The 18664-nt window shown below is 68.8% G+C and carries 16 protein-coding genes; 6 read left to right on the plus strand and 10 right to left on the minus strand.

Going from position 1 to position 18664, the window contains the following annotated elements; all coding sequences use genetic code 11:
• Position 1: 1 nt before the first annotated feature.
• From gabT to EV640_RS05505, 6 genes are all read right to left on the minus strand, one after another.
• Positions 2-1417 carry a 4-aminobutyrate--2-oxoglutarate transaminase gene (gabT, locus tag EV640_RS05480; protein ID WP_133726031.1) on the minus strand — a complete coding sequence of 472 codons (1416 nt, stop codon included), beginning with the start codon at positions 1415-1417 and terminating at the stop codon, positions 2-4.
• 88 nt (positions 1418-1505) lie between these two features.
• Positions 1506-3332, minus strand: coding sequence for an amidase (locus EV640_RS05485; protein ID WP_133726032.1), 1827 nt, complete (start codon positions 3330-3332; stop codon positions 1506-1508).
• A complete protein-coding gene (locus EV640_RS05490; protein ID WP_051501420.1) occupies positions 3329-4417 on the minus strand; it encodes an agmatine deiminase family protein in 1089 nt (362 codons plus the stop codon). Before EV640_RS05490 ends, EV640_RS05485 begins: the two co-directional genes overlap by 4 nt.
• Before the next feature lie 9 nt (positions 4418-4426).
• Complete coding sequence (locus tag EV640_RS05495; RefSeq protein ID WP_133726033.1) at positions 4427-5953, minus strand: APC family permease; 1527 nt, start codon at positions 5951-5953, stop codon at positions 4427-4429.
• 14 nt (positions 5954-5967) lie between these two features.
• Positions 5968-6849 (minus strand): universal stress protein, encoded by an 882-nt coding sequence (locus tag EV640_RS05500; protein WP_051501419.1) that lies wholly within the window; start codon positions 6847-6849, stop codon positions 5968-5970.
• Positions 6842-8302, minus strand: a complete 1461-nt coding sequence (locus EV640_RS05505) for a flavin monoamine oxidase family protein (protein WP_133726034.1) — start codon at positions 8300-8302, stop codon at positions 6842-6844. Before EV640_RS05505 ends, EV640_RS05500 begins: the two co-directional genes overlap by 8 nt.
• A 185-nt stretch (positions 8303-8487) precedes the next feature.
• Between EV640_RS05505 and EV640_RS05510 the strand changes: the two genes are divergently transcribed.
• Entirely contained in the window at positions 8488-9171 is a 684-nt protein-coding gene (locus tag EV640_RS05510) for a TetR/AcrR family transcriptional regulator (RefSeq protein WP_036477317.1), read from the plus strand.
• Here the strand turns inward: EV640_RS05510 and EV640_RS05515 are convergent.
• The gene (locus tag EV640_RS05515; protein WP_133726035.1) at positions 9152-10582 is read right to left on the minus strand and encodes a gamma-aminobutyraldehyde dehydrogenase; all 1431 of its coding nucleotides are present in this window, start codon (positions 10580-10582) and stop codon (positions 9152-9154) included. The two genes, EV640_RS05510 and EV640_RS05515, sit on opposite strands and share 20 nt — an antisense overlap.
• A 130-nt stretch (positions 10583-10712) precedes the next feature.
• Between EV640_RS05515 and EV640_RS05520 the strand changes: the two genes are divergently transcribed.
• The gene (locus EV640_RS05520) at positions 10713-11219 is read left to right on the plus strand and encodes a DUF4188 domain-containing protein (RefSeq protein ID WP_036477315.1); all 507 of its coding nucleotides are present in this window, start codon (positions 10713-10715) and stop codon (positions 11217-11219) included.
• 269 nt (positions 11220-11488) lie between these two features.
• On the opposite strand, the gene EV640_RS05525 is transcribed toward EV640_RS05520, so the two are convergent.
• Together EV640_RS05525 and EV640_RS05530 are read right to left on the minus strand one after the other, a co-directional pair.
• Entirely contained in the window at positions 11489-12301 is an 813-nt protein-coding gene (locus EV640_RS05525) for an RDD family protein (protein WP_036477313.1), read from the minus strand.
• A gap of 49 nt (positions 12302-12350) precedes the next feature.
• On the minus strand, positions 12351-13124 hold the full coding sequence (locus tag EV640_RS05530; protein WP_036477453.1) for an isocitrate lyase/PEP mutase family protein: 774 nt from the start codon (positions 13122-13124) through the stop codon (positions 12351-12353).
• Between the two features lie 88 nt (positions 13125-13212).
• Here EV640_RS05530 and EV640_RS05535 point away from each other — a divergent pair, with 88 nt between their 5' ends.
• The 3 genes from EV640_RS05535 to cuyB all read left to right on the plus strand — a co-directional run bounded on the left by EV640_RS05535 (position 13213) and on the right by cuyB (position 16933).
• Entirely contained in the window at positions 13213-14202 is a 990-nt protein-coding gene (locus tag EV640_RS05535; RefSeq protein WP_200869335.1) for a stage II sporulation protein M, read from the plus strand.
• Between the two features lie 283 nt (positions 14203-14485).
• Positions 14486-16144, plus strand: a complete 1659-nt coding sequence (locus EV640_RS05540; protein WP_051501418.1) for a DUF1461 domain-containing protein — start codon at positions 14486-14488, stop codon at positions 16142-16144.
• A 57-nt stretch (positions 16145-16201) separates the two neighbouring features.
• Positions 16202-16933, plus strand: a complete 732-nt coding sequence (gene cuyB, locus EV640_RS05545) for a cysteate racemase (protein ID WP_036477311.1) — start codon at positions 16202-16204, stop codon at positions 16931-16933.
• Between the two features lie 105 nt (positions 16934-17038).
• Here the strand turns inward: cuyB and EV640_RS05550 are convergent, their stop codons facing one another.
• Entirely contained in the window at positions 17039-17683 is a 645-nt protein-coding gene (locus EV640_RS05550; protein ID WP_133726036.1) for a VOC family protein, read from the minus strand.
• Positions 17684-17821: 138 nt separating this feature from the next.
• Between EV640_RS05550 and EV640_RS05555 the strand changes: the two genes are divergently transcribed.
• Positions 17822-18664 carry an SURF1 family protein gene (locus tag EV640_RS05555; protein WP_133726037.1) on the plus strand — a complete coding sequence of 281 codons (843 nt, stop codon included), beginning with the start codon at positions 17822-17824 and terminating at the stop codon, positions 18662-18664.

The following is an 18664-nucleotide window of genomic DNA, read 5'->3' on the forward strand; positions in this document are numbered from 1 at the left end:
TTCAGACCTCCTGAGCCGCGACGCTGTGCCGGCGCAGCGCGCCCTCCAGGACGTCGAGGGCCTCGCTGAGCAGCTCCTCGCTGATCACCAGCGGGGGCAGCAGCCGCAGGACATTGCCGTAGGTGCCGCAGGTCAGCACCAGGACGCCCTGGGCCAGACAATCAGCCGCCACGGCGCGAGTCGTCTCCGGGTCCGGCACGGTGCTGCCCGAGTGGACCAGTTCGATCGCCAGCATCGCGCCGCGACCCCGGACATCGCCGATCGGGCCCTCCGCGGTGCCCAGCTCATCTGCCAGGGCGCGCAGCCGGGGCAGCACCAGGGCCTCGATGGCTCGAGCCCTCCCGGCGAGGTCGTGCTCTTCCATGGTCTTGATCGCCGCCAGGGCTGCGGCGCAGGCCACGGGGTTTCCGCCGTAGGTGCCGCCGAGACCGCCGGGGTGCACGGCGTCGAGCAGATCCGCCCGTCCGGTGACTGCCGAGAGCGGCATCCCGCCGGCGATCCCCTTGGCCATGGTGATCAGGTCCGGGACGACGCCCTCGTGCTCAGAGGCGAACCAGTCGCCGGTGCGGCAGAACCCCGACTGGACCTCGTCGGCGATGAACACGACGCCGTGTTCGCGCGCCCACTCGGCCAGGGTGGGCAGGAACCCCTCGGCGGGAACGATGAATCCGCCCTCACCCTGGATGGGTTCGATCAGGATCGCGGCGAGGGAGCTGGCGCCGATCTGCTTCTCCATCTGATCGATCGCCCGCTTCGCCGCGGTCTTGCCGCTGATATGCGGGTGCGCGTCGCGGTAGGGGTAGCTCATCGGCATCCGGTAGACCTCCGGTGCGAAGGGCCCGAAATTGGTCTTATACGGCATGGACTTCGCGGTCAGCGCCATCGTGAGGTTCGTGCGCCCGTGATAGGCGTGGTCGAAGGCCACCACGGCCTGTCGGCCCGTGGCGAGCCGAGCGATCTTCACCGCGTTCTCCACCGCCTCCGCGCCGGAGTTGAACAGCACCGTGTGCTTGGCGTGATCACCGGGGGTCAGCCGGCCCAGCTCCTCGGCCACCTCGATGTATCCCTCATAGGGGGTGACCATGAAACAGGTGTGCGTGAAGTGCGCCACCTGCTCAGCCACCGCGGCGACGACGGCGGGGGCACTGGCTCCCACGGAGGTCACCGCGATCCCCGAGCCCAGGTCCACGAAGCTGTTGCCGTCCACGTCGCGGATCACGGCGCCGTCGGCGTCGGCGACATAGACCGGCATCACGGAGACCGCGCTGGAGGCCACCGCGGCGGCCCGGCGCTGGGCGAGCCGCTTCGAGGAGGGGCCCGGCACCTCGGTGAGCAGCTCACGACGCTGCGGAAGCCGGGTGGGCAGCGCCGAGAGTGCAGGGAGTGCGCCTTGGCGGGTGCTGGTGGGATCGGTCATCGGGGTCTGCCTTTCGAAGGAGGGGCGGGTGCGCAGCGGTGGTCTCAGCGGGGGCCCGGGGCGCAGGTGGCCTCGGCGCTGGACCGGCTCAGAGTCGGGGGGTCAGCGGGGGTTCGGTGCGGCGGGAGCCGGTGGATTCGAAGGCTGCCGCGATGCGCAGCAGCCGGGCATCGTCATAGGCGCGGCCGGCGAAGGTCAGCCCCACCGGCATCGAGGTGTCACCCATGGTGCCCATGGGCACCGTCACGGTGGGGATCCCCAGGTGGCGCCAGACCAGATTCCCGTTCGCGACCCAGACCCCGTTGCGCCAGGCCAGATCCGCGGAGTCCACCGAGTGATCGGCGTCGGCGGGTCCGACGTCGGCCACGGCGGGGAAGGCGATGACGTCGAGGCCGTGCTGCTCCATCCATCGGTCGAAGTCCAGCTCGCGGGTGCGCAGCAGCCCGTCGATGCCCTCCTGCATCCACGGCAGGCGCCGCAGCTGCAGGTCCGGGTGGGTGCGCACCAGGTCCGGCAGGCTCGCAATGTCATCCTCGAAGCCGTCATAGCGGTCCGGCAGAGCTGAAGGAGGAGCAGGGAAGATCTCGCGGCCGTCGACCCGGACCAGGCTGTGCAGCGCTGGATCGGCGTTGGCGGCCAGAAAGTCCTCGCAGGCCCAGGCCGAGAGCAGCCCCACCTCCTGGCGCAGATACTCCGCGGGGACCAGGCCCCGGGTCGCGATGCTCGGTGCCCCGGGCCGGTCGCCCTCGTAGTTCGTCACCACCGGCAGGTCACTGGGAGTGAGAGTCGCGCCGGCAGCGGTGAGGCTTGCCACGGCGGCCCGCCAGAGCTCCAGCACCGAGGCGCGTGGGATCACCGGGCGGCCGGTGGATCCGCCGATGCCGGTGATGCCCTCGGGTGAGGGCGGAGCGGTCCCCGCCTCGGGGTCCTCGCCCAGATACATCTGGGGAGCCCCGATGCGCAGCCCGCCAAGCGTCTCGCGGGCAGCCGCGGGATCCGAGATGTGCAGCGCGGCATAGGAGGCCGGTCGCAGCTCGGAGACCGGGGGCAGCGGGTGCCAGAGCTGGGTCCGCCAGAAGTCCCCGCGCGGCTGCGGGTCCTCGGCCACGATCACCTCCAAGACCTCGAGCAGGTCGGCCATCGTGCGAGTATGCGGCACGACGACGTCCATGGTCGGCACCAGCGGCCAGTTGCCCCGCATCGAGATCAGGCCCCAGGACGGGGTATAGGCGCAGAGCGCGTTGTTCGACGCCGGGGCTCGCCCCGAAGACCAGGTCTCCTCAGCCAGCCCGAAGCTGGCGAAGCTGGCCGCGGTGGCGGTGCCGGAGCCGTTGGACGAACCAGAGCCGAAGGCCGAGGTCAGATAAGCGGGGTTATAGGGGCTCTCGGCCCGGCCATAGAGGCCGCGCTGCATGCCTCCATTCGCCAAGGGGGGCATGTTGGTGAGCCCCAGCAGGATCGCACCGGCGCCGCGCAGCCGCTCCACCACGAAGCAGTCCCCGCCGGCCATCAGGTCCGCGAACGCCGGGGAGCCCGCGGCGACGCTCAGCCCGGCCACCCGATAGCTGTCCTTGGCGGTGTAGGGAATCCCGTCAAGCGCCCCGCGAGGCTGACCTGCGGCGCGGCGGGCGTCGGAGGCGCGGGCCTCATCCAGGGCGGCGGGATTCATCACGACCATGGCGTTGAGCCCCGGGCCCTGCCGGTCCTCCCGCCGGTCATAGGCCTCGATCCGGTCCAGATAGGCCTGCACCAGCTGCTCGCTGGTGACGCTGCCCTGCTCGAGCGCCGCGCGCAGCTCGGCGATGCTGGCCTCGACGACGTCGAAGCCCGCCCCGCTGGTCGTGGCAGTCTCGGTGGTCTCCGCGCTCGCCGGAGGCCGGCTCGCAGAGGAGCCGCTCGATGGTGAGCCGCTCATCGGTCAGGGTCTCCGGGAAGGAGGTCCAGGGGTGCGGCGGGGTTCACCGCGGCGGGCTGCTGCTGGGTGATGCAGTGGATGCCGCCGCCGAAGCGCAGGATGTCCCGGGCGTCGAGAAGCTCGATGCGCCGGTCGGGGTAGGCCTTGGCGAGGATCGCGGCTGCTTCCTCGTCGGCAGGGTCGTCGTAGGCGCAGAGCAGCACCACCCCGTTGGCCACGTAGTGGTTGATATAGGTCCAGTCCACATGCTCCCCGTCCGCGAGGATGGTCGCCGGCGCCGGGACGTCGATGATGTCGAAGGGCTCACCGGCGGCGTCGCGGGCGGTCTCCAGGAAGCCGCGCAGCTCACGGGTGACCGCATGGTCCGGGTGGGCCGGGTTGTCCTGGCGGTGCAGCAGGATGCTTCCGGAGGGGGTGAAGGCCGCGAACATGTCCACATGGCCGCGGGTGCCGAACTCCGCATAGTCCCGGGTCAGCCCGCGCGGGAACCAGACGGCGTGGGTGGTGCCCAGCGCGGAGTGCAGCTCGGCCTCGATCTGGGCGTGGGACATCCCGGGGTTGCGGCCCAGATCGCGCTGGACCGTCTCGGTCAGCAGCACCGTGCCGCGACCATCGACGTGGAAGGCGCCGCCCTCGTTGATCAGCCGACTGGTGACCCGCACGGCCCCGGTCGCGGCGGTGACCGCGGCGGCGATGTGCTCGTCCTTGTTCCAGCTGGCCCAGCTCTGTGCGCCCCAGCCGTTGAACACCCAGTCCACCGCGGCGAGCTCGCCGTCGGACCGGTGGACGAAGGTCGGTCCGATGTCGCGCATCCAGGCGTCATCCAGCGGCAGCGGCCGCAGCGTGACCGTGTCACCGAGCAGCTCCTGGGCCACGGTGAGATCCATAGGGGCCACCACCACGGTGACCGGTTCGTGCTCGGCGATCAGCTTCGCCACCCGGACCCAGGCCGCCCGGGCGGCGTCGAGGGTGGCGGATCCAGGTGCACCGAAGGTGGCGTTGGCGCAGGGGAACGCCATCCAGGTGCGCTCATGCGGCGCCCATTCCGGGGGCATTCGCAGGTCGAGGTGGGGGGAGGAGGTCATGGGGCTCCGTCAGTCGGCGATGAACTCGGTGGTCTCGAAGCGCTGGCGGAAGAACTCGGGCCGCTTATGGTGCTGCCAGAACATCGCGGCGATGCCGAGGGTGAAGACCAGCATGCCCAGGATGAACACCAGGCCGATCCCGCCGATCTCCGAGCCGGAGCCGTAGTCCGGATCCATGGAGTCCCAGATGGTCTGGAAGAAGAAGATCAGCAGCAGGATTCCGCCCACCAGCGGGGCGAGCAGCTTGTTGAAGAATGCACCCGCGGAGGCGGTGGCCTCGTGGCGGAAGTACCAGACGCAGGCCAGCGCGGTGATCCCGTAGTAGAAGCAGACCATCATGCCCAGCGTGGTGATGGTGTCCCACAGGACGTTCTCCGAGATGATGCGCATCACCACGTAGAACACCGAGGCGATGATCACCGCGACCACGGTGGCGTATGCCGGAGTCTGGTAGCGCGGGCTGACCTGGGAGTACTTGCGGTTCAGCGCGCCGTAGTGGCCCATGGCCAGCATGGTCCGGGCCGGGGAGATCATCGTGGACTGCAGCGAGGCGGCCGAGGAGGAGAGCACCGCGAGCGACATCAGGATCGCCATCGGGCCCATCACCGGTCCGGCCAGGGCGGCGAAGACGTTCTCCTGGATGTCCGGGTTGCCCAGGCCGTACTCGCCGTCGGAGACTCCGGCGAAGGTCAGCGCGCCGAGGGTGACGATGGTGTAGAGGCTCACGACCACCAGGATGGTCAGGATCGCGGCCCGCCCCGGGGTGGTGGTGGTCCCGCGGGACTCCTCGTTCATGGTCAGCACCACGTCCCAGCCCCAGTAGATGAACACCGAGAGGGCGATGCCGGCGGAGAAGGCCGAGAAGGACTCGATGCCGAAGGGGTTGAACCATTCCCAGCTGAAGCCGGTGGCATCGAAGGCGGAGCCGGCCGAGACCTGGCGGAACGCCGCCACGGCGAACCAGAGCAGCACCAGCACCTGGAAGGAGACCAACACATACTGCACGGTCTTGGTGGTCTCCATCCCGCGGTAGGAGACATAGGCGGCTGCGGCCATGAAGATCACGCAGGTGATCACGTTGACCGGGACGTTGCGGGTCAGCTCGGCGATCGAATCGACCCCGGTGATCTGGCTGATCGCCAGGTAGAAGAAGTCCACCGCGATCCCCGCCAGGTTGGAGAGCACCAGGATCGTGGCGGCGAGCAGTCCCCAGCTGCCCATCCAGCCGATCCACGGACCGAAGGCCTTCGATGCCCAGGTGAAGGTGGTGCCGGCGTCGGGCATCGCACGGTTCAGCTGGCGGTAGCCCAGAGCGACCAGCAGCATCGGCAGGAACCCGACGATCAGCACCGCCGGCAGATGGTCCCCGACCGCTGAGGCGGTGGGCCCCAGGGCCCCGGAGAGCGTGTAGGCCGGAGCGATCGTGGAGACGCCGATCACCACGGCGCCGAGCGCGCCGATGCTGCCGACGCTGAGCCCCTTGCTGTGGGTGTGCTGACCGGGTGCCTTGACGACGGGGCCGCGTGGTTCGCTCATGATGGTCTCCTCGGTCAGCGCGCGGGTGACGCGCTGGGGTCAGGTTCGCGGTTGTCAGACGCGCTGGGTTCGGGCTCGCGGGGCAGCAGGATCATGGGGATCGGCAGGTGGGAGAGCACCCGGGCGGCGGTCATGCCCAGGAAGATGTGCCGGCGGCGCGCCAGCGGGGACGAACCGATGAGCAGGATCCCGCCCTGCGGCCAGTCGACCGTGCCCACTGCATGGCGCAGCGACCGCCCGGTGGCGTAGATGTGCTTGCCGGGCTGGGAGCTGCCGGAGTCGAGGGCTGGGTCTGCATCCGCTGAACCTGCGACGGATCCAGACTCCTTGTCCTCGAAGGTCACGCGGGTCACCGCCGCCCCCAGCTGGCGAGCCCAGGACTCACTGGATCGGGTGACCTGGTGATCGGGGTGGGCCGCCGAGACCGCGGCCATCACGTCAGTGATCTGCGTGTTCGCCCGATAGCCCGAGGGGGCCAGCGCCACCGGAACCGGGGAGCTGTGCAGCAGGGCGGTGACCGCCGGGTGGGTCATGATCCGCCCGAACCCGATGCCGGAGCCGGTGACCAGCACGTCGGAGTCCAGCTCCTGGACCGCGGCGACCAGTCCTTCGGCCACGGAGCCGCCGGGGCGTATATGACTGTGGTGCCGGATCTCTGCGGGGATGACCGCCTCGGCCTCGGCGATCCACTGCTGGGCCTGTTCGGCGATGATTCCGACGACGCTGCCCACCGGGGGGTACTCCTGCTTGAACGCCGAGTCCTGACGGATCACCAGGATGAGGTCGAGCCGCGCCCCGGCAGAGCGGGCCAGCGCGATGCCCAGCGCCAGGGCGTCGTGGCTGCGCTCATCGCCGCCGAAGCCCACGGCGACTCGGTGGATCGTAGGTTCAACCATGACGCACCTCCATGTGGTCTAGGTGTTCTTCCTGGTCGGAGGCAGCGGCGGGACGATCCGTGGTCTCCGCGAAGCGATGCATGATGTCCTCGGCGGCCCGGCGTCCCTGCCGCAGCGCGCCGTCGACGTGCTGGTAGCCCTCCGCGGCCAGATCGGAGCAGGCCCAGTGCAGCGGGCCCACTGCGCTGCGCTGATGCGCGCCGTAGCGCGAGAGGCCGCCGAGGTCGAAGCTGGCGGCGTAGGCGCCGCGGGTCCATTCCTCGGAGCCGAAGTCCGACTCGTAGTAGACCTCCGGGGTCAGCGCCTGATCCCCCAGGTAGGCGGAGAGGGAGCGCAGGATGGCCTCTCGGCGCTCCTTCGCGGAGAGGGTGAACATCTGGTCGGCCACTTCATCAGAGATGAAGCCGACCAGGGTGCCGCGGCTGTCCTGGTGGTTGGTGTTGTCGTAGACCTCCTGGCAGATCTCGTTCGGGCCGAAGCCGGTGCCGGAGAGCCCCTGTTCCCGCCAGAAGGGACGGTCATAGACTGCGTGGACCTTGATCACCAGGCCCATGGACTGGTGCTGATGCATCTGGTGCTGAAGCCGCGGCAGCGGAGGTTCGAAGCTGATCCGCGAGTACAGGTTCGGCGGCACCGCCAGGATGACCTGGCGGGCCCGCACAGTGACCCGATCGGAGAACACCGTCGCCCCGCCCTCAGGGTGCCAGGCGATGGTGCGCACCGGGGTGGAGAGCTGCACCGAGCCTGCGGGCAGCCGGGCCTCCAGCTCCTCGGAGACGCTCTGCATCCCGCCGACCACGCGTCGGTCCAGGATGAAGTCCTCGTCCACCAGGTTGCTGAACGACCCCGCGGAAGCTGCCATCAGGACCGCCTGCAGCGCGGAGAAGGCGTGATCGGGTTTGGTGAGCATCCCCCCGGCGAGGAAGATCGCGATGTTCTCCCGGGCGGCGGTGTCCTGGGTCTGGCGGCGCAGCCATTCGTTGAACGTCACGGTGTCGAGCTCGCGCGCCAGCGGGTGCGCCCACGGCTCCTCCGGACCGATCGAGGCGGCCAGCTCGTCGAGGGTCTCGATGATCCGCTGCATCTCCGTCACGGTCTGCTCCGGTGCCGGGAACATCTCTCCGGTGAACTCATGGCGGACGCCCTCGCGGTCCAGGTAGATGTTCGCGCCCTCGCGGTGGCGGGTGAAGGTCTCCATCCCCAGCTCCTCGAGCAGCCCCAGGAGCACGGTCTGGTCGGGGGAGACCCACTGTCCGCCGACCTCCAGGAAGGCCCCATCGATCTCCTGAGACCAGGTGCGGCCGCCGACGCGGTCACGCGCCTCCAGCACGATGGTGGAGAGCCCGGCGGCATGGAGCGTCCGGGCGGCCATCAGTCCGGCAGGTCCCGCTCCGACGACGACGACGTCGCACTCCTGCGCCTCGCTGCTGCCCAGTGATCGCTTGGGTTCCATAGTGTTCCCCTTCACAGATAAATTAACTATATTCATTAACGGGCAGTCCGGAGCGGTTGTCAAGACCTGCCGGAGATTTTCAACGGCGCGACGCCGAGCTCTTAGACTTGCCCCTTGTGAACGGCGCGACCATCCGCGCGACGAGTCAAGGAACGACCAGCGCGACGAGCGAAGGAACAGAGACAGTGACTGCGGAGAAGACGCGACCCCGGGGGCGAGGGCGACCCACCTCGCCGGTGCTCTCGCGAGGCGTGATCGCGGGTCGGGCGATGACCCTGGTCGCCGAGCGCGGGTACGACCACCTGACCATGGCAGGCCTGGCGCGCAAGCTCGGGGTCTCGGCCTCGGCGCTGTACAACCATGTCTCCTCCAAGCAGGAGGTGCTGGTGCTGATCCAGGATCGGCTCAATGAGGAGATCGACTGCAGCGCCTTCGACCGGCTTCCCTGGCCCGAGGCGCTGATGGCCTGGGCGCGCTCCTACCGGGAGTGCTACATCGAGCACACCGAGCTGATTCCGCTGATCGCCGTCCTGCCCATCGCAGACGCTCCGCAGTCGCTGCGGATGTATGAACGCGTCTTCGAGGCGCTGCATTCGGCGGGGATCGATGACCGCGACGCGGTGGACATCATCGTCGGGATCGAGGCGCTGGTCTTCGGCGCGGCCTTCGACGCCTCGGCGCCGGCGAACATCTTCGACCCCGGCGACAGCGTGGAGATCGCGCCGACCTTCGCACGCGCGGCCGAGCTGCGCGCCGCCGACGCCCGGGCCTCGTCAGACCGGGCGTTCGAGATGACGCTGGAGATCCTGGTGGACGGGCTGGTCCGGCGGATCCAGGACGGCGAGACGTTCAGTCCAAGGCGTGCATGACGTGCTTGACCCGGGTGTATTCCTCCACTGAGTACAGCGAGAGGTCCTTGCCGTATCCGGAGGACTTGAACCCGCCGTGCGGCATCTCGGCCACCAGCAGCAGGTGGGTGTTGACCCAGACGCAGCCGAAGTCGAGATCCCGACTCATCCGCATCGCCTGACCCTGATTCGTGGTCCAGACGCTGGAGGCCAGCGCGTAGTCCACGCCGTTGGCCAGGGTCAGGGCCTCCTCCTCGGTGCTGAAGGGCTGCACCGTGAGCACCGGGGCGAAGGTCTCCTCCTGGACCAGCTCGTCCTCCTGGCGGACCCCGGTGATGATGGTGGGTTTCACGAAGAATCCCCGCCCACCCTCCGGGGGCACGCCTCCGGTGATCACCGTGGCGTGGTCGGGGATGTTCTTGAGCTTGGCGCAGACGGTCTCGAAGTGGCGCACGTTGTTCAGCGGCCCGTAGTCGTTCAACCCGTCATCGAGCTCTCCGGTGGTGAGCTTGGCCGCCTGAGCGGCGAGCAGCTCGACGAACTCGTCGTGGACGCTGTCCTGGACCAGTACCCGGGTCACCGCGGTGCAGTCCTGGCCGGCGTTGAAGGTTCCGAAGGTCAGGATCAGCTCGGCGGCCTTGTGCAGGTCCGCGTCGGCGAAGACCACGGCGGGCGCCTTGCCTCCGAGCTCGAGGTGGGTGCGTTTGACCGCCTTCGCGGCAGAGGTGGCCACGGCCTGGCCTGCGCGCACCGAGCCGGTGATCGATACCATCGCTGGGGTGTCATGTTCCGTGAGCAGCTGACCTGTGCTTCCGTCGCCCAGGACCACGTTGAGCACGCCGGGTGGCAAGACCTCCCCGGCCAGACGAGCCAGCACCAGGGTGGACTCCGGAGTGGTCTCCGCGGGCTTGAGCACGATGGTGTTGCCGGCGGCCAGGGCCGGGCCGATCTTCCAGATGGCCATCATGAGCGGGAAGTTCCATGGAGTGATCTGCGCGACGACGCCCACCGGCTCACGCCGCACATAGGAGGTGTGGCCCTCCAGGTACTCTGCGGCCCCGCGGCCTTCCAGCAGCCGGGCCGCACCGGCGAAGAAGCGCAGCTGGTCCGCGCCCGCGGCGACCTCCTCCTGCGCGATGATCCGGCGTGGCTGTCCGGTGTTGCGGTGCTGGGCCTCGACCAGCTCGTCCGAGTGCTGCTCCATCCTGTCCGCCAGAGCCAGCAGACAGCGCTGACGCTCTGAGGGGGTCACGGACTTCCAGGAGGCGAAGGCGCTGCGTGCCGCAGCGAAGGCGGCGTCGATGTCTTCCGCATCGGAGACCGGTGAGAGCGCGACGCGCTCGCCGGTCATGGGGCTGAGGACCTCCAGCTCCGCCGTGCCCTTGGCCGCGACGAACGATCCGTTGATGTAATTCTCAAGCCGGGAGTTCACAGAGGTCTCCTCCACCATCAGATAATGATTCGTGTTCATTTTACGACGGGTTGATGTGATGCGCAACACTGAGAGGGAATTCGCCGAAGCAGGCTGAGGAGCAGCGATTCGCGAAGCGGAGGAGGCTCAGATGCGCAAGGTGATCACGGGACGACGGACGCACCACCACAAAGGTGACCTGGTGGTGTTCATGGTGGGGATGACGATCCACAAGCCGTGGCGGGTGCGCGCGTGGTTCCCGGTCTTCGCTGCCATGCCGAAGATGCTCGAGGAGCTCACCGCGGACCCCGACTCGGGGCTGCTCGGCCACCGACTGGTGTTCGGACGCGGAGGCCCGTTGTGCATCCGGTACTGGTCCTCCACCGAGCAGCTCTATGCCTACGCCTCCGACCGCGAGGGGCTGCACCGCCCGGCCTGGGCGGAGTTCAACCGTCGTGCGAAGAAGATTCCGGGCGCGGTCGGGATCTGGCATGAGGGCTGCCAGGTGGCGCAGGCGGAGTCGGTCTACGTGGACACCCCGGCAGCGGGGCTCAGCGAGGCGACGGAATCCGTGGAGGTGGGTCGCGATCAGGGCAGCGCGCGAGATCGACTACGCCGGATCCGCCCTGCTCAGGCCGGTGCTCCCGGATCGCCATAGCCTGGCACGGCGCGTACCCGGCCCGCGCCTGCTGCGCCCGCACCTGCTGCGCTCTGTTCCGACCGGCTGCGAGATCCATTGTGCAATTTGAGCGCATTTTGCGGCGGTTTCGGCGGATAAACCTGCACAAATTGCACTATCGATGTGGGGGAGCGGGAGAGTGGCCGCGCGGGAGAGTGGCCGTGCGCGGGAGCGGGAGCACAGGCGAGCAGACCCCCTCCGGTGCCGTGGCCAGGGGCCGACGCCCGGGCTCGTGGACGTGGTCCAGCTCAGCTGTAGGGCAGCTGGTGCAGCCGCTGGCCGAGCCGCTGCTGCCGCTCCGCCTGGATGCGAAGCCGCCGGTACTCCCGGTTGCGCCGCTCGGCCATCACCGCCACCAGGAACTCGGTGGCCGAGGAGGGCGGGGCCGGGGGAGCCACGTGGCCAGCGACCTCGTTGGCCAGCCGGTGCGCGGTGTGCTCCAGAGCCTGGGCGTTGTGCCCGCGCGGGTTGTCCTGGATGGTGCGCAGGAACCGCGAGGCCCGGGCCGCCACGGCGTCCGGGATCCGGCCCAGGTCAGCGATCTGGGTCCAGGAGGTCAGCTGGGCAGGCACCGGCAGCATCATCGGCTTCACGGCCGGCTGCCGGACCCGGATCACATAGGTGCCCGCGACCATATCGCCCAGGCGCCGGGTCCGCCGGCTGAACATTCCGGCGAAGAGCGGGATGATGCCGAAGCTGAGGTAGATCTCTCCGAAGCCGACCAGCGCGCGGATACCGGCGTGCCGGAGCCGGATGGCGCCGCCGTCGTCGCGCACCACTCGGGTGCCGAAGATCAGCCGTCCCACCGAGCGGCCGCGGGAGAGGGTCTCCACCGTCATCGGCAGGATCACCAGGCACAGCACGGCGCCGCCGAGCATGACCGCAGCCTCCATGGCCGGATCCAGGACCCCGGCCCCGGCCGCCAGGCCGGAGAGGATCAGGAAGGCCAGCAGCGCTGCCCACGCGATGATCAGGTCCACGATCAGCGAGGCGGCGCGGGTGATCAAGGACGCGGCCGGAAGCTCCAGCTCCACGCCTTCACCGGTGATCACATTGCGCATGGGTCAAGCCTAGCGTCGCCGGGGCGGGTTCGGGCGGCGCAGTGAAGGCTCAGGTGCTCGGGGTCCACGGCTGGAGGATCTCGTTCATGGCATCGGTGAGGCTGCGCTGCAGCAACGGGCCGAAGGAGACCCGCTTCACGCCCAGCGTGGTGAGTTCGGCAATGCTGAGTCCGCCGGGGATGGCGCCGTTGACCGGGTGTGCCGTGACATTGACCGGGGTCTTCACCGCGGCCAGGATCTGTTCCAGGTAGTCCCGGGACGGGACCTTCACCGGGTAGAGCGAATCGGCTCCGGCCTGTTCCAGCAGACGCAGCCGGTGCAGCGCGTCCTTGAGCTGGGCCTCCGGTCCGGCGTCGGTGGTGAACGCATCCGTGCGGCCGTTGATCACCAGGTGGGTGCCGGTGGCGTCCGCGGCGGCCCGGATCGCGGCGATGTAGCCGGCGTGCTCCTCGGGGGAGCGCATCTCATCCATCGAGTGCACCGTGTCTTCGATGTTGATGCCTGCGGCGCCGGCCTCCAGGGTTCGGTGCACCAGCTCCTCGGCAGGGGTGTCGTATCCGGACTCCAGGTCCACGGAGACCGGGATGTCGACGACGTCGGTGATCCGCCGCACGACGCGCAGCACCTCGGCAAGCTCCATGGCCTCGCCGTCGGCCTCGCCGAGGGAGTCCGCCACCGGGTGGCTGCCGATGGTCAGGGCCGAGAATCCGAGCGAGGCACAGGTCTCAGCGGACCAGGCGTCCCAGACCGTGGGCAGGATGACCGGGGTGGCCTGGTGGTGGAGATCCAGAAGGCGCTGGGCGTGCTGTTCTATGGAAGTCATCTTGGCATCGTGGCACATGCGCGACGCCGAGGGAAGGCAGTTTCACCGGCACCGCGGTGACGCGCTGAGCACGGGGTAGTCTCGTGGCGTGGATATCGACGCCTTCATCGCCGTGCATCAGCACGAGTGGGACCGGCTCGCGGCGCTGGCCTCGCGCCGGCGGCTCGCCGCCGCCGAAGCCGACGAGATGCTGCGGCTCTACGAGCGGACCTCCACCCACCTGTCCATGATCCGCGCCGCCGAGCCGGATTCTCCGGTGGTGGCCTCACTCTCGGCCCCGCTGGGACGGGCTCGCGCGCATCTGACCGGGTCCGGGGAGAACGTGTTCGTGTCCAGCGCCTATTTCTTCACCCAGACCCTGCCGGTGGCGTTCTACCGGATCCGGTGGCTCACCGTGATCCTGGGTGCCGCCTTCATCGCCGTGGCGGCGGCCTTCGCCTTCTGGACGATCCACCACCCGCAGATCGATCTGCTGATGCCCCAGGAGGCTCGGCAGAGCTACGCCGGCACCGAGTTCGCCAACTACTACTCGGAGCACCCCAACTCCAGCTTTGCGGCACAGGTGTGGACCAACAACGCCTGGATCGCCGCCCAGGAGGTCGCCTTCGGGGTGACCGGCGTCTTCGTGCCCTTCGTGCTCTTCGTCAACGCCCAGGGCCTCGGCATGGCCGCCGGGGTCATGGCGGAACAGGGTGAGGCGTCCACCTTCTGGCTCTACATATTGCCGCACGGCCTGATGGAGATCACCGCGATCTTCATCGCCGGGGCGGCCGGGCTGCGAATCTTCTGGGCCTGGGTTGCGCCGGGCCAGATGCGACGCTCTGCCGCGCTGGCCGCCGAGGGGCGCAAGCTCATCACGGTGGCCTTCGGGCTGGTGCTGATCCTGCTGATCTCCGGAGTCGTGGAAGGCTTCGTGACCCCCTCGGATCTGCCGCACTGGCTGCGCATCGGCATCGGCGCCGCGGTGCTGGCCGGGTACTGGGTCTACACCCTGGTGCTGGGCGGGCGCGCCCACCGGGCCGGGGTCACCGGGGACCTCGGCAAGTACGACGCCGGAACGGTGGAGCTCACTGCCTGAGCCTGGGTCGGTCGAGCTCGAACCGCTGAGTTTTTCACCTCAATTGCCTGGAGACGCCGGTGTCCGCCGGGGCCCAGAGTGCTCCGCTGATCCTGCTGCGCCGCGCGGTGATCGCGGCCGGAGTGATCCGGACACGAGCCCGAAGCGCCCGAAGGCTGTCCGAGTGCGGTCCTTCCGCGGGATCACAGGGATGCTCATCGCCGACTCTCCGGGCTTCCTCCCCGCATAAGTGGCGTCACGCTCATACTGTTGGGGAGAGTCAGTAATGCGTGGAGAGGCAGATATGAGCGCGAATTCCGATCGGAACGAGGCCGGCAGGCCCGCCGACGAGAACGAAGATTTTGAATCCGGGTTGGACTACGGTGCCTTCGCATCCGAAGAACCCGATTTCCCCGACGACAACCTGAGTGCGGAGCGAGACCAGCGCCCGGCACGGACCGGTCAAGGCCAGCCCGATGACCAGGCCACCCAGGCCATCCCCGCGACCCGGGCACCGCAGGGCGGTCCTGGCCGTCAGGACCAGGATGCCCCCACCGAGAACATTCCGCGCACGCCCGACCAGGGAGCAGCTGCGCAGAACCCCAATGCCACGCGTTCCCTCGATGATGTGCGCACCTCCCGGGACACCCGTTCCATGGAGGACACGACCACGTTCACCGGGGCGGCCGCAGCAGGTGCCGGCGGAGCAGGTGCTGGGGGAGCAGATGCCGCCAGCTCAGGCGCCGCGAGCTCAGGTGCCGCGGCGGAGCCCGGGGCAGCGCAGCAGGGCGTGCCGAGCCCTACCCCGGCAACCTCGAACCAGGGTGCTGATGCCCACCAGCCCACAGAGAATGCCGCCGAACTGAGCCGACGTGAGCAGCGCCGTCGTGATCGGGACGAGGCGAAGTCCGAGGATCAGGACACCGCTGTGGTTCCCGCCACCGCCGGAGCCTCGGGCTCAGCGGCCCCGGCGGCCGCCGGGGCTGGCGCCGGTGCAGCTGCAGGCACTGCGGCAGGTGCCGGGGGCGTTGACCGCTCCGGTCGCTCGGCCTCCAGCCCGACCCACGCGGCCTACGGCTCGGATGAGTCGGTCACCGACGCGGATCTCGACGATGAGGTCGCCCGCTCCAATCGCGGGGTCTCACGGTTCTTCCAGGTCCTGATCGCGATCTTCACCCCGATCCTGCTGCTGGTCGCCGCCGTGCGCCTGGTCGCCTCGCCGCTCTTCCTGTGGGTGGCCTACAACCGCCCCTGGATCCCCGACGGGGCCTACAGCATGAACGCCGATGACCGGCTGGTCTACGGCTCCTACGGCACAGACTTCCTGACCAACCTGGCGAACGGCCGGTACCTCTCGGAACTGGCCCCCGGTGGGGAGCAGCTGTTCACCGACGGTGAGGTCTCACACATGATCGACGTGAAGTTCGTGGTCCTCTGGGCCATGCTCATCGGCGTCATCCTGCTGGTGATCACCCTGATCCTCGCCCTGCTGCTGCGCGCCTGGCGTCCCGGAGGCACGGCCCGCGGGCTCTTCGCCGGCGCCTGGGTCACCCTGGGCATCATCATCGCCGTCGCGGTCCTGGCGATCATCGACTGGCAGCTCTTCTTCGCCGAGTTCCACCGGATCTTCTTCGCCGACGGCACCTGGACCTTCCCGGCCGACTCCACGCTGATCCAGCTCTACCCCGAGCAGTTCTGGATCGACGCCGGCGTGGCCGTGGTCGCGCTTGCGGTGCTCTTCGCCGTGATCCTGCTGATCGCGACCTGGCCGACCCGCCGTCGTCGTGCCCGCCGGGCAGCCCGCCTGGCCGAGGTGCACGAGCGTCGCAAGGTGAAGCTGGTCGAGGAGCTGAACAAGGGCAACGCAGAGTACAGCGAGGCACCTGCTCACACCCCTGCCCGCGGTCGCAAGCGTGATCGCAACCTGGACCGAGAGCGGGATCAGACCACTGCGGTGGGCTGACCCGCCGGTGCCCGAGGGCGCCTGTTCAGCAGGCGCCGAAGGGTACACTCTTCGCTGATGACCAGTGACAACACCGCCGCCACCCATGCCGCCCAGGGCCCCCTCGTGGGGATCCTGGGCGGCATGGGTCCTGCCGCCACAGTGGACTTCTATTCGAAGCTCATCGCAGCCACCCCCGCCGCCACGGACCAGCAGCACCTGCGGGTGATGATCTGGGCCGATCCCACCGTCCCGGACCGCTCGCAGGCGATCGTGGGCCACGGGGAGGACCCGACGCCGAAGCTCGCGGAGGGCGCCCAGCAGCTCAAGGACGCCGGCGCGGCGTTCTACGTGGCCGCCTGCAACGGGTCCCATGCCTTCCTGCCGCGCGTCCGCGAGCAGGTGGACCTGGAGTACGTCTCCATGATCGAGGTGACCGCCGAGCACCTCAGTGCGCTGCCCTACGTGAAGGCCGCCGGACTTCTGGCCACCGATGCGACGCTCACCGCAGGCCTCTACCAGGACAGCCTGGCCGCCTACGGGGTGCAGCCGATCGTCCCTGAGCCCGCCGACCAGCACACGGTCATGGAGGCGATCTACGCGGTCAAGGCCGGAAGCCTCGGGCCCGAGCTGCGCGCCGGCCTGGTCCGGGTAGCCCGGTCTCTGGTGGCCCAGGGCGCTGATGTGATCGTCGCGGCATGCACCGAGATCCCGCTGGCCATGACCACCGAGGAGTCACCGCGACCGCTGGTGGACCCTGCGGTGCTGCTGGCGAACCACGTGGTGACCAAGGCGAACAGTCTGCGCTGAGCCGCTTCGAGGTGCGCGGCTTCAACGGTGCTCCGCCCTGGGACCGCTGCGTACAAGGCGCGGCCGAGGGAGCGGCGTGCCGGTAGGCACGCCGAGGACGCCGGCTCAGATGGTGACGTCGCCCTTGGGGCTGCGGAAGGTCACCGACATGATGCCCGGTGTGCCTGAGGGTGCGATCCACTCCACGTCCACATCCTCGAACGGATCCACATTCGGGCTGGCGAGCCACTGGGTGACTCGGTCCGGGGAGCCGGCGATGCTCAGCTTCGTCAGGGCGGCCTCCGGCGGATAGGCCTGCGAGGGGTGCAGCCCGTCGCTGCCATCGTTCCAGCGCAGGAGATAAGGCACCTGGGGATCGGCGATGAGCCCCTTGATGCCGATCTGCTGCCAGGTCAGCTCCTGGCCGTCGGGAAACTTGCGGTTGCCCGGGACGGCCTTGCGGCCCAGCCGCTCTTCGAACGGGGTGAGGTCATCGACGCTGACGCACCAGCCCATCCAGCCGCCGCCCACCAGGGAGCGGTTGCGCACGGCCTGACCGAAGGGCGCCTTGTCCGCGCTGGGATGGTCCAGCACCTCGACGATCTCCAGGTACTGCCGGTTCTCCAGCGGAATGATGGCGTTGCGGGTTCCGAAGCGCGGATGGATCCCGCCGCGGACGCGTTCTACGCCCAGGGCATCGGTGATTCGTGCCACCGTGGCTTCCATTCCATCGGGACCGACTGCATAGGAGACGTGATCGAGGCGCATCATGAGGCCATCATGACACCACTGACCGCACAGGTATAAATCGAGTTGAATATTCATACTTATCCGGGATTTTTCTACCGATTGTAGAAACATCGCGACCATGGCGCCCGGAGTGCTCTGCAGGGCGCGTATCCTTGATGAGTGCTCAAGACCGCTCTGCAGCCCAAATGGATCGGGACCCTCGCCCTGGCGCTGGTCCTGGCCACGGTCTTCGTGGTGCTGAGCGCCTGGCAGTTCAGCGAATCGAGCTCCGAGCCGCCGCCGACCCAGGAGATCACCGAGAACCCGGTCCCGCTCACCGAGGTGCATGCGCCGATGCAGCCGATGACGGTGGCCCAGGCCGACCAGATCGTGGAACTCAGCGGCGAGTTCCTCGCCGACACCCAGGTGATCATCGATGAGCGCCTGCAGGATGGGACGTCTGGCTACTGGGTGGTCGCGGCCTTCCGCCCCGAGGACGCCCCGGATGAGAACATCATCCCGGTGGTGCGAGGCTGGGTCTCCGATCCGGCCGATGCCGAGGAGCTTCCCTCCGGCGAGGCGCTCGAGGTCCAGGGCCGGCTGCTTCCTCCCGAGGCTCCCGGCCCGGGTCAGCGCGGAATGTCAGCCGATGGAACGCAGATCTTCCCCACGCTGTCCCCGGCTGAACTGATCAACGTGTGGGATGAGCCGGGCTATTCAGGCTTCGTCGTGGCCTTCGAGACGCTGGACGCCAGCGGCGCGGAGGTGGGAGCGACGTCGTCCTCCGCCATGGAGCCGGTGCAGGTTGACCCGCAGCCCGAGACCTCGGACATCAACTGGCTGAACCTCTTCTACGGCGTGGAATGGACGGTCTTCGCCGGATTCGCCTTCTACCTGTGGTGGCGCCTGGTCAAGGACGCCCATGAGAAGCAGCTGGAGGAAGAGCGGCTCGACCGTGAATGGCAGGAGCAGTGGCGCGCCGAGCAGCTCGCCCTGCGGCAACAGACCCAAGCGAAAGACTAG

It is taken from the genome of Nesterenkonia aurantiaca (assembly GCF_004364585.1).
Lineage (GTDB): Bacteria > Actinomycetota > Actinomycetes > Actinomycetales > Micrococcaceae > Nesterenkonia > Nesterenkonia aurantiaca.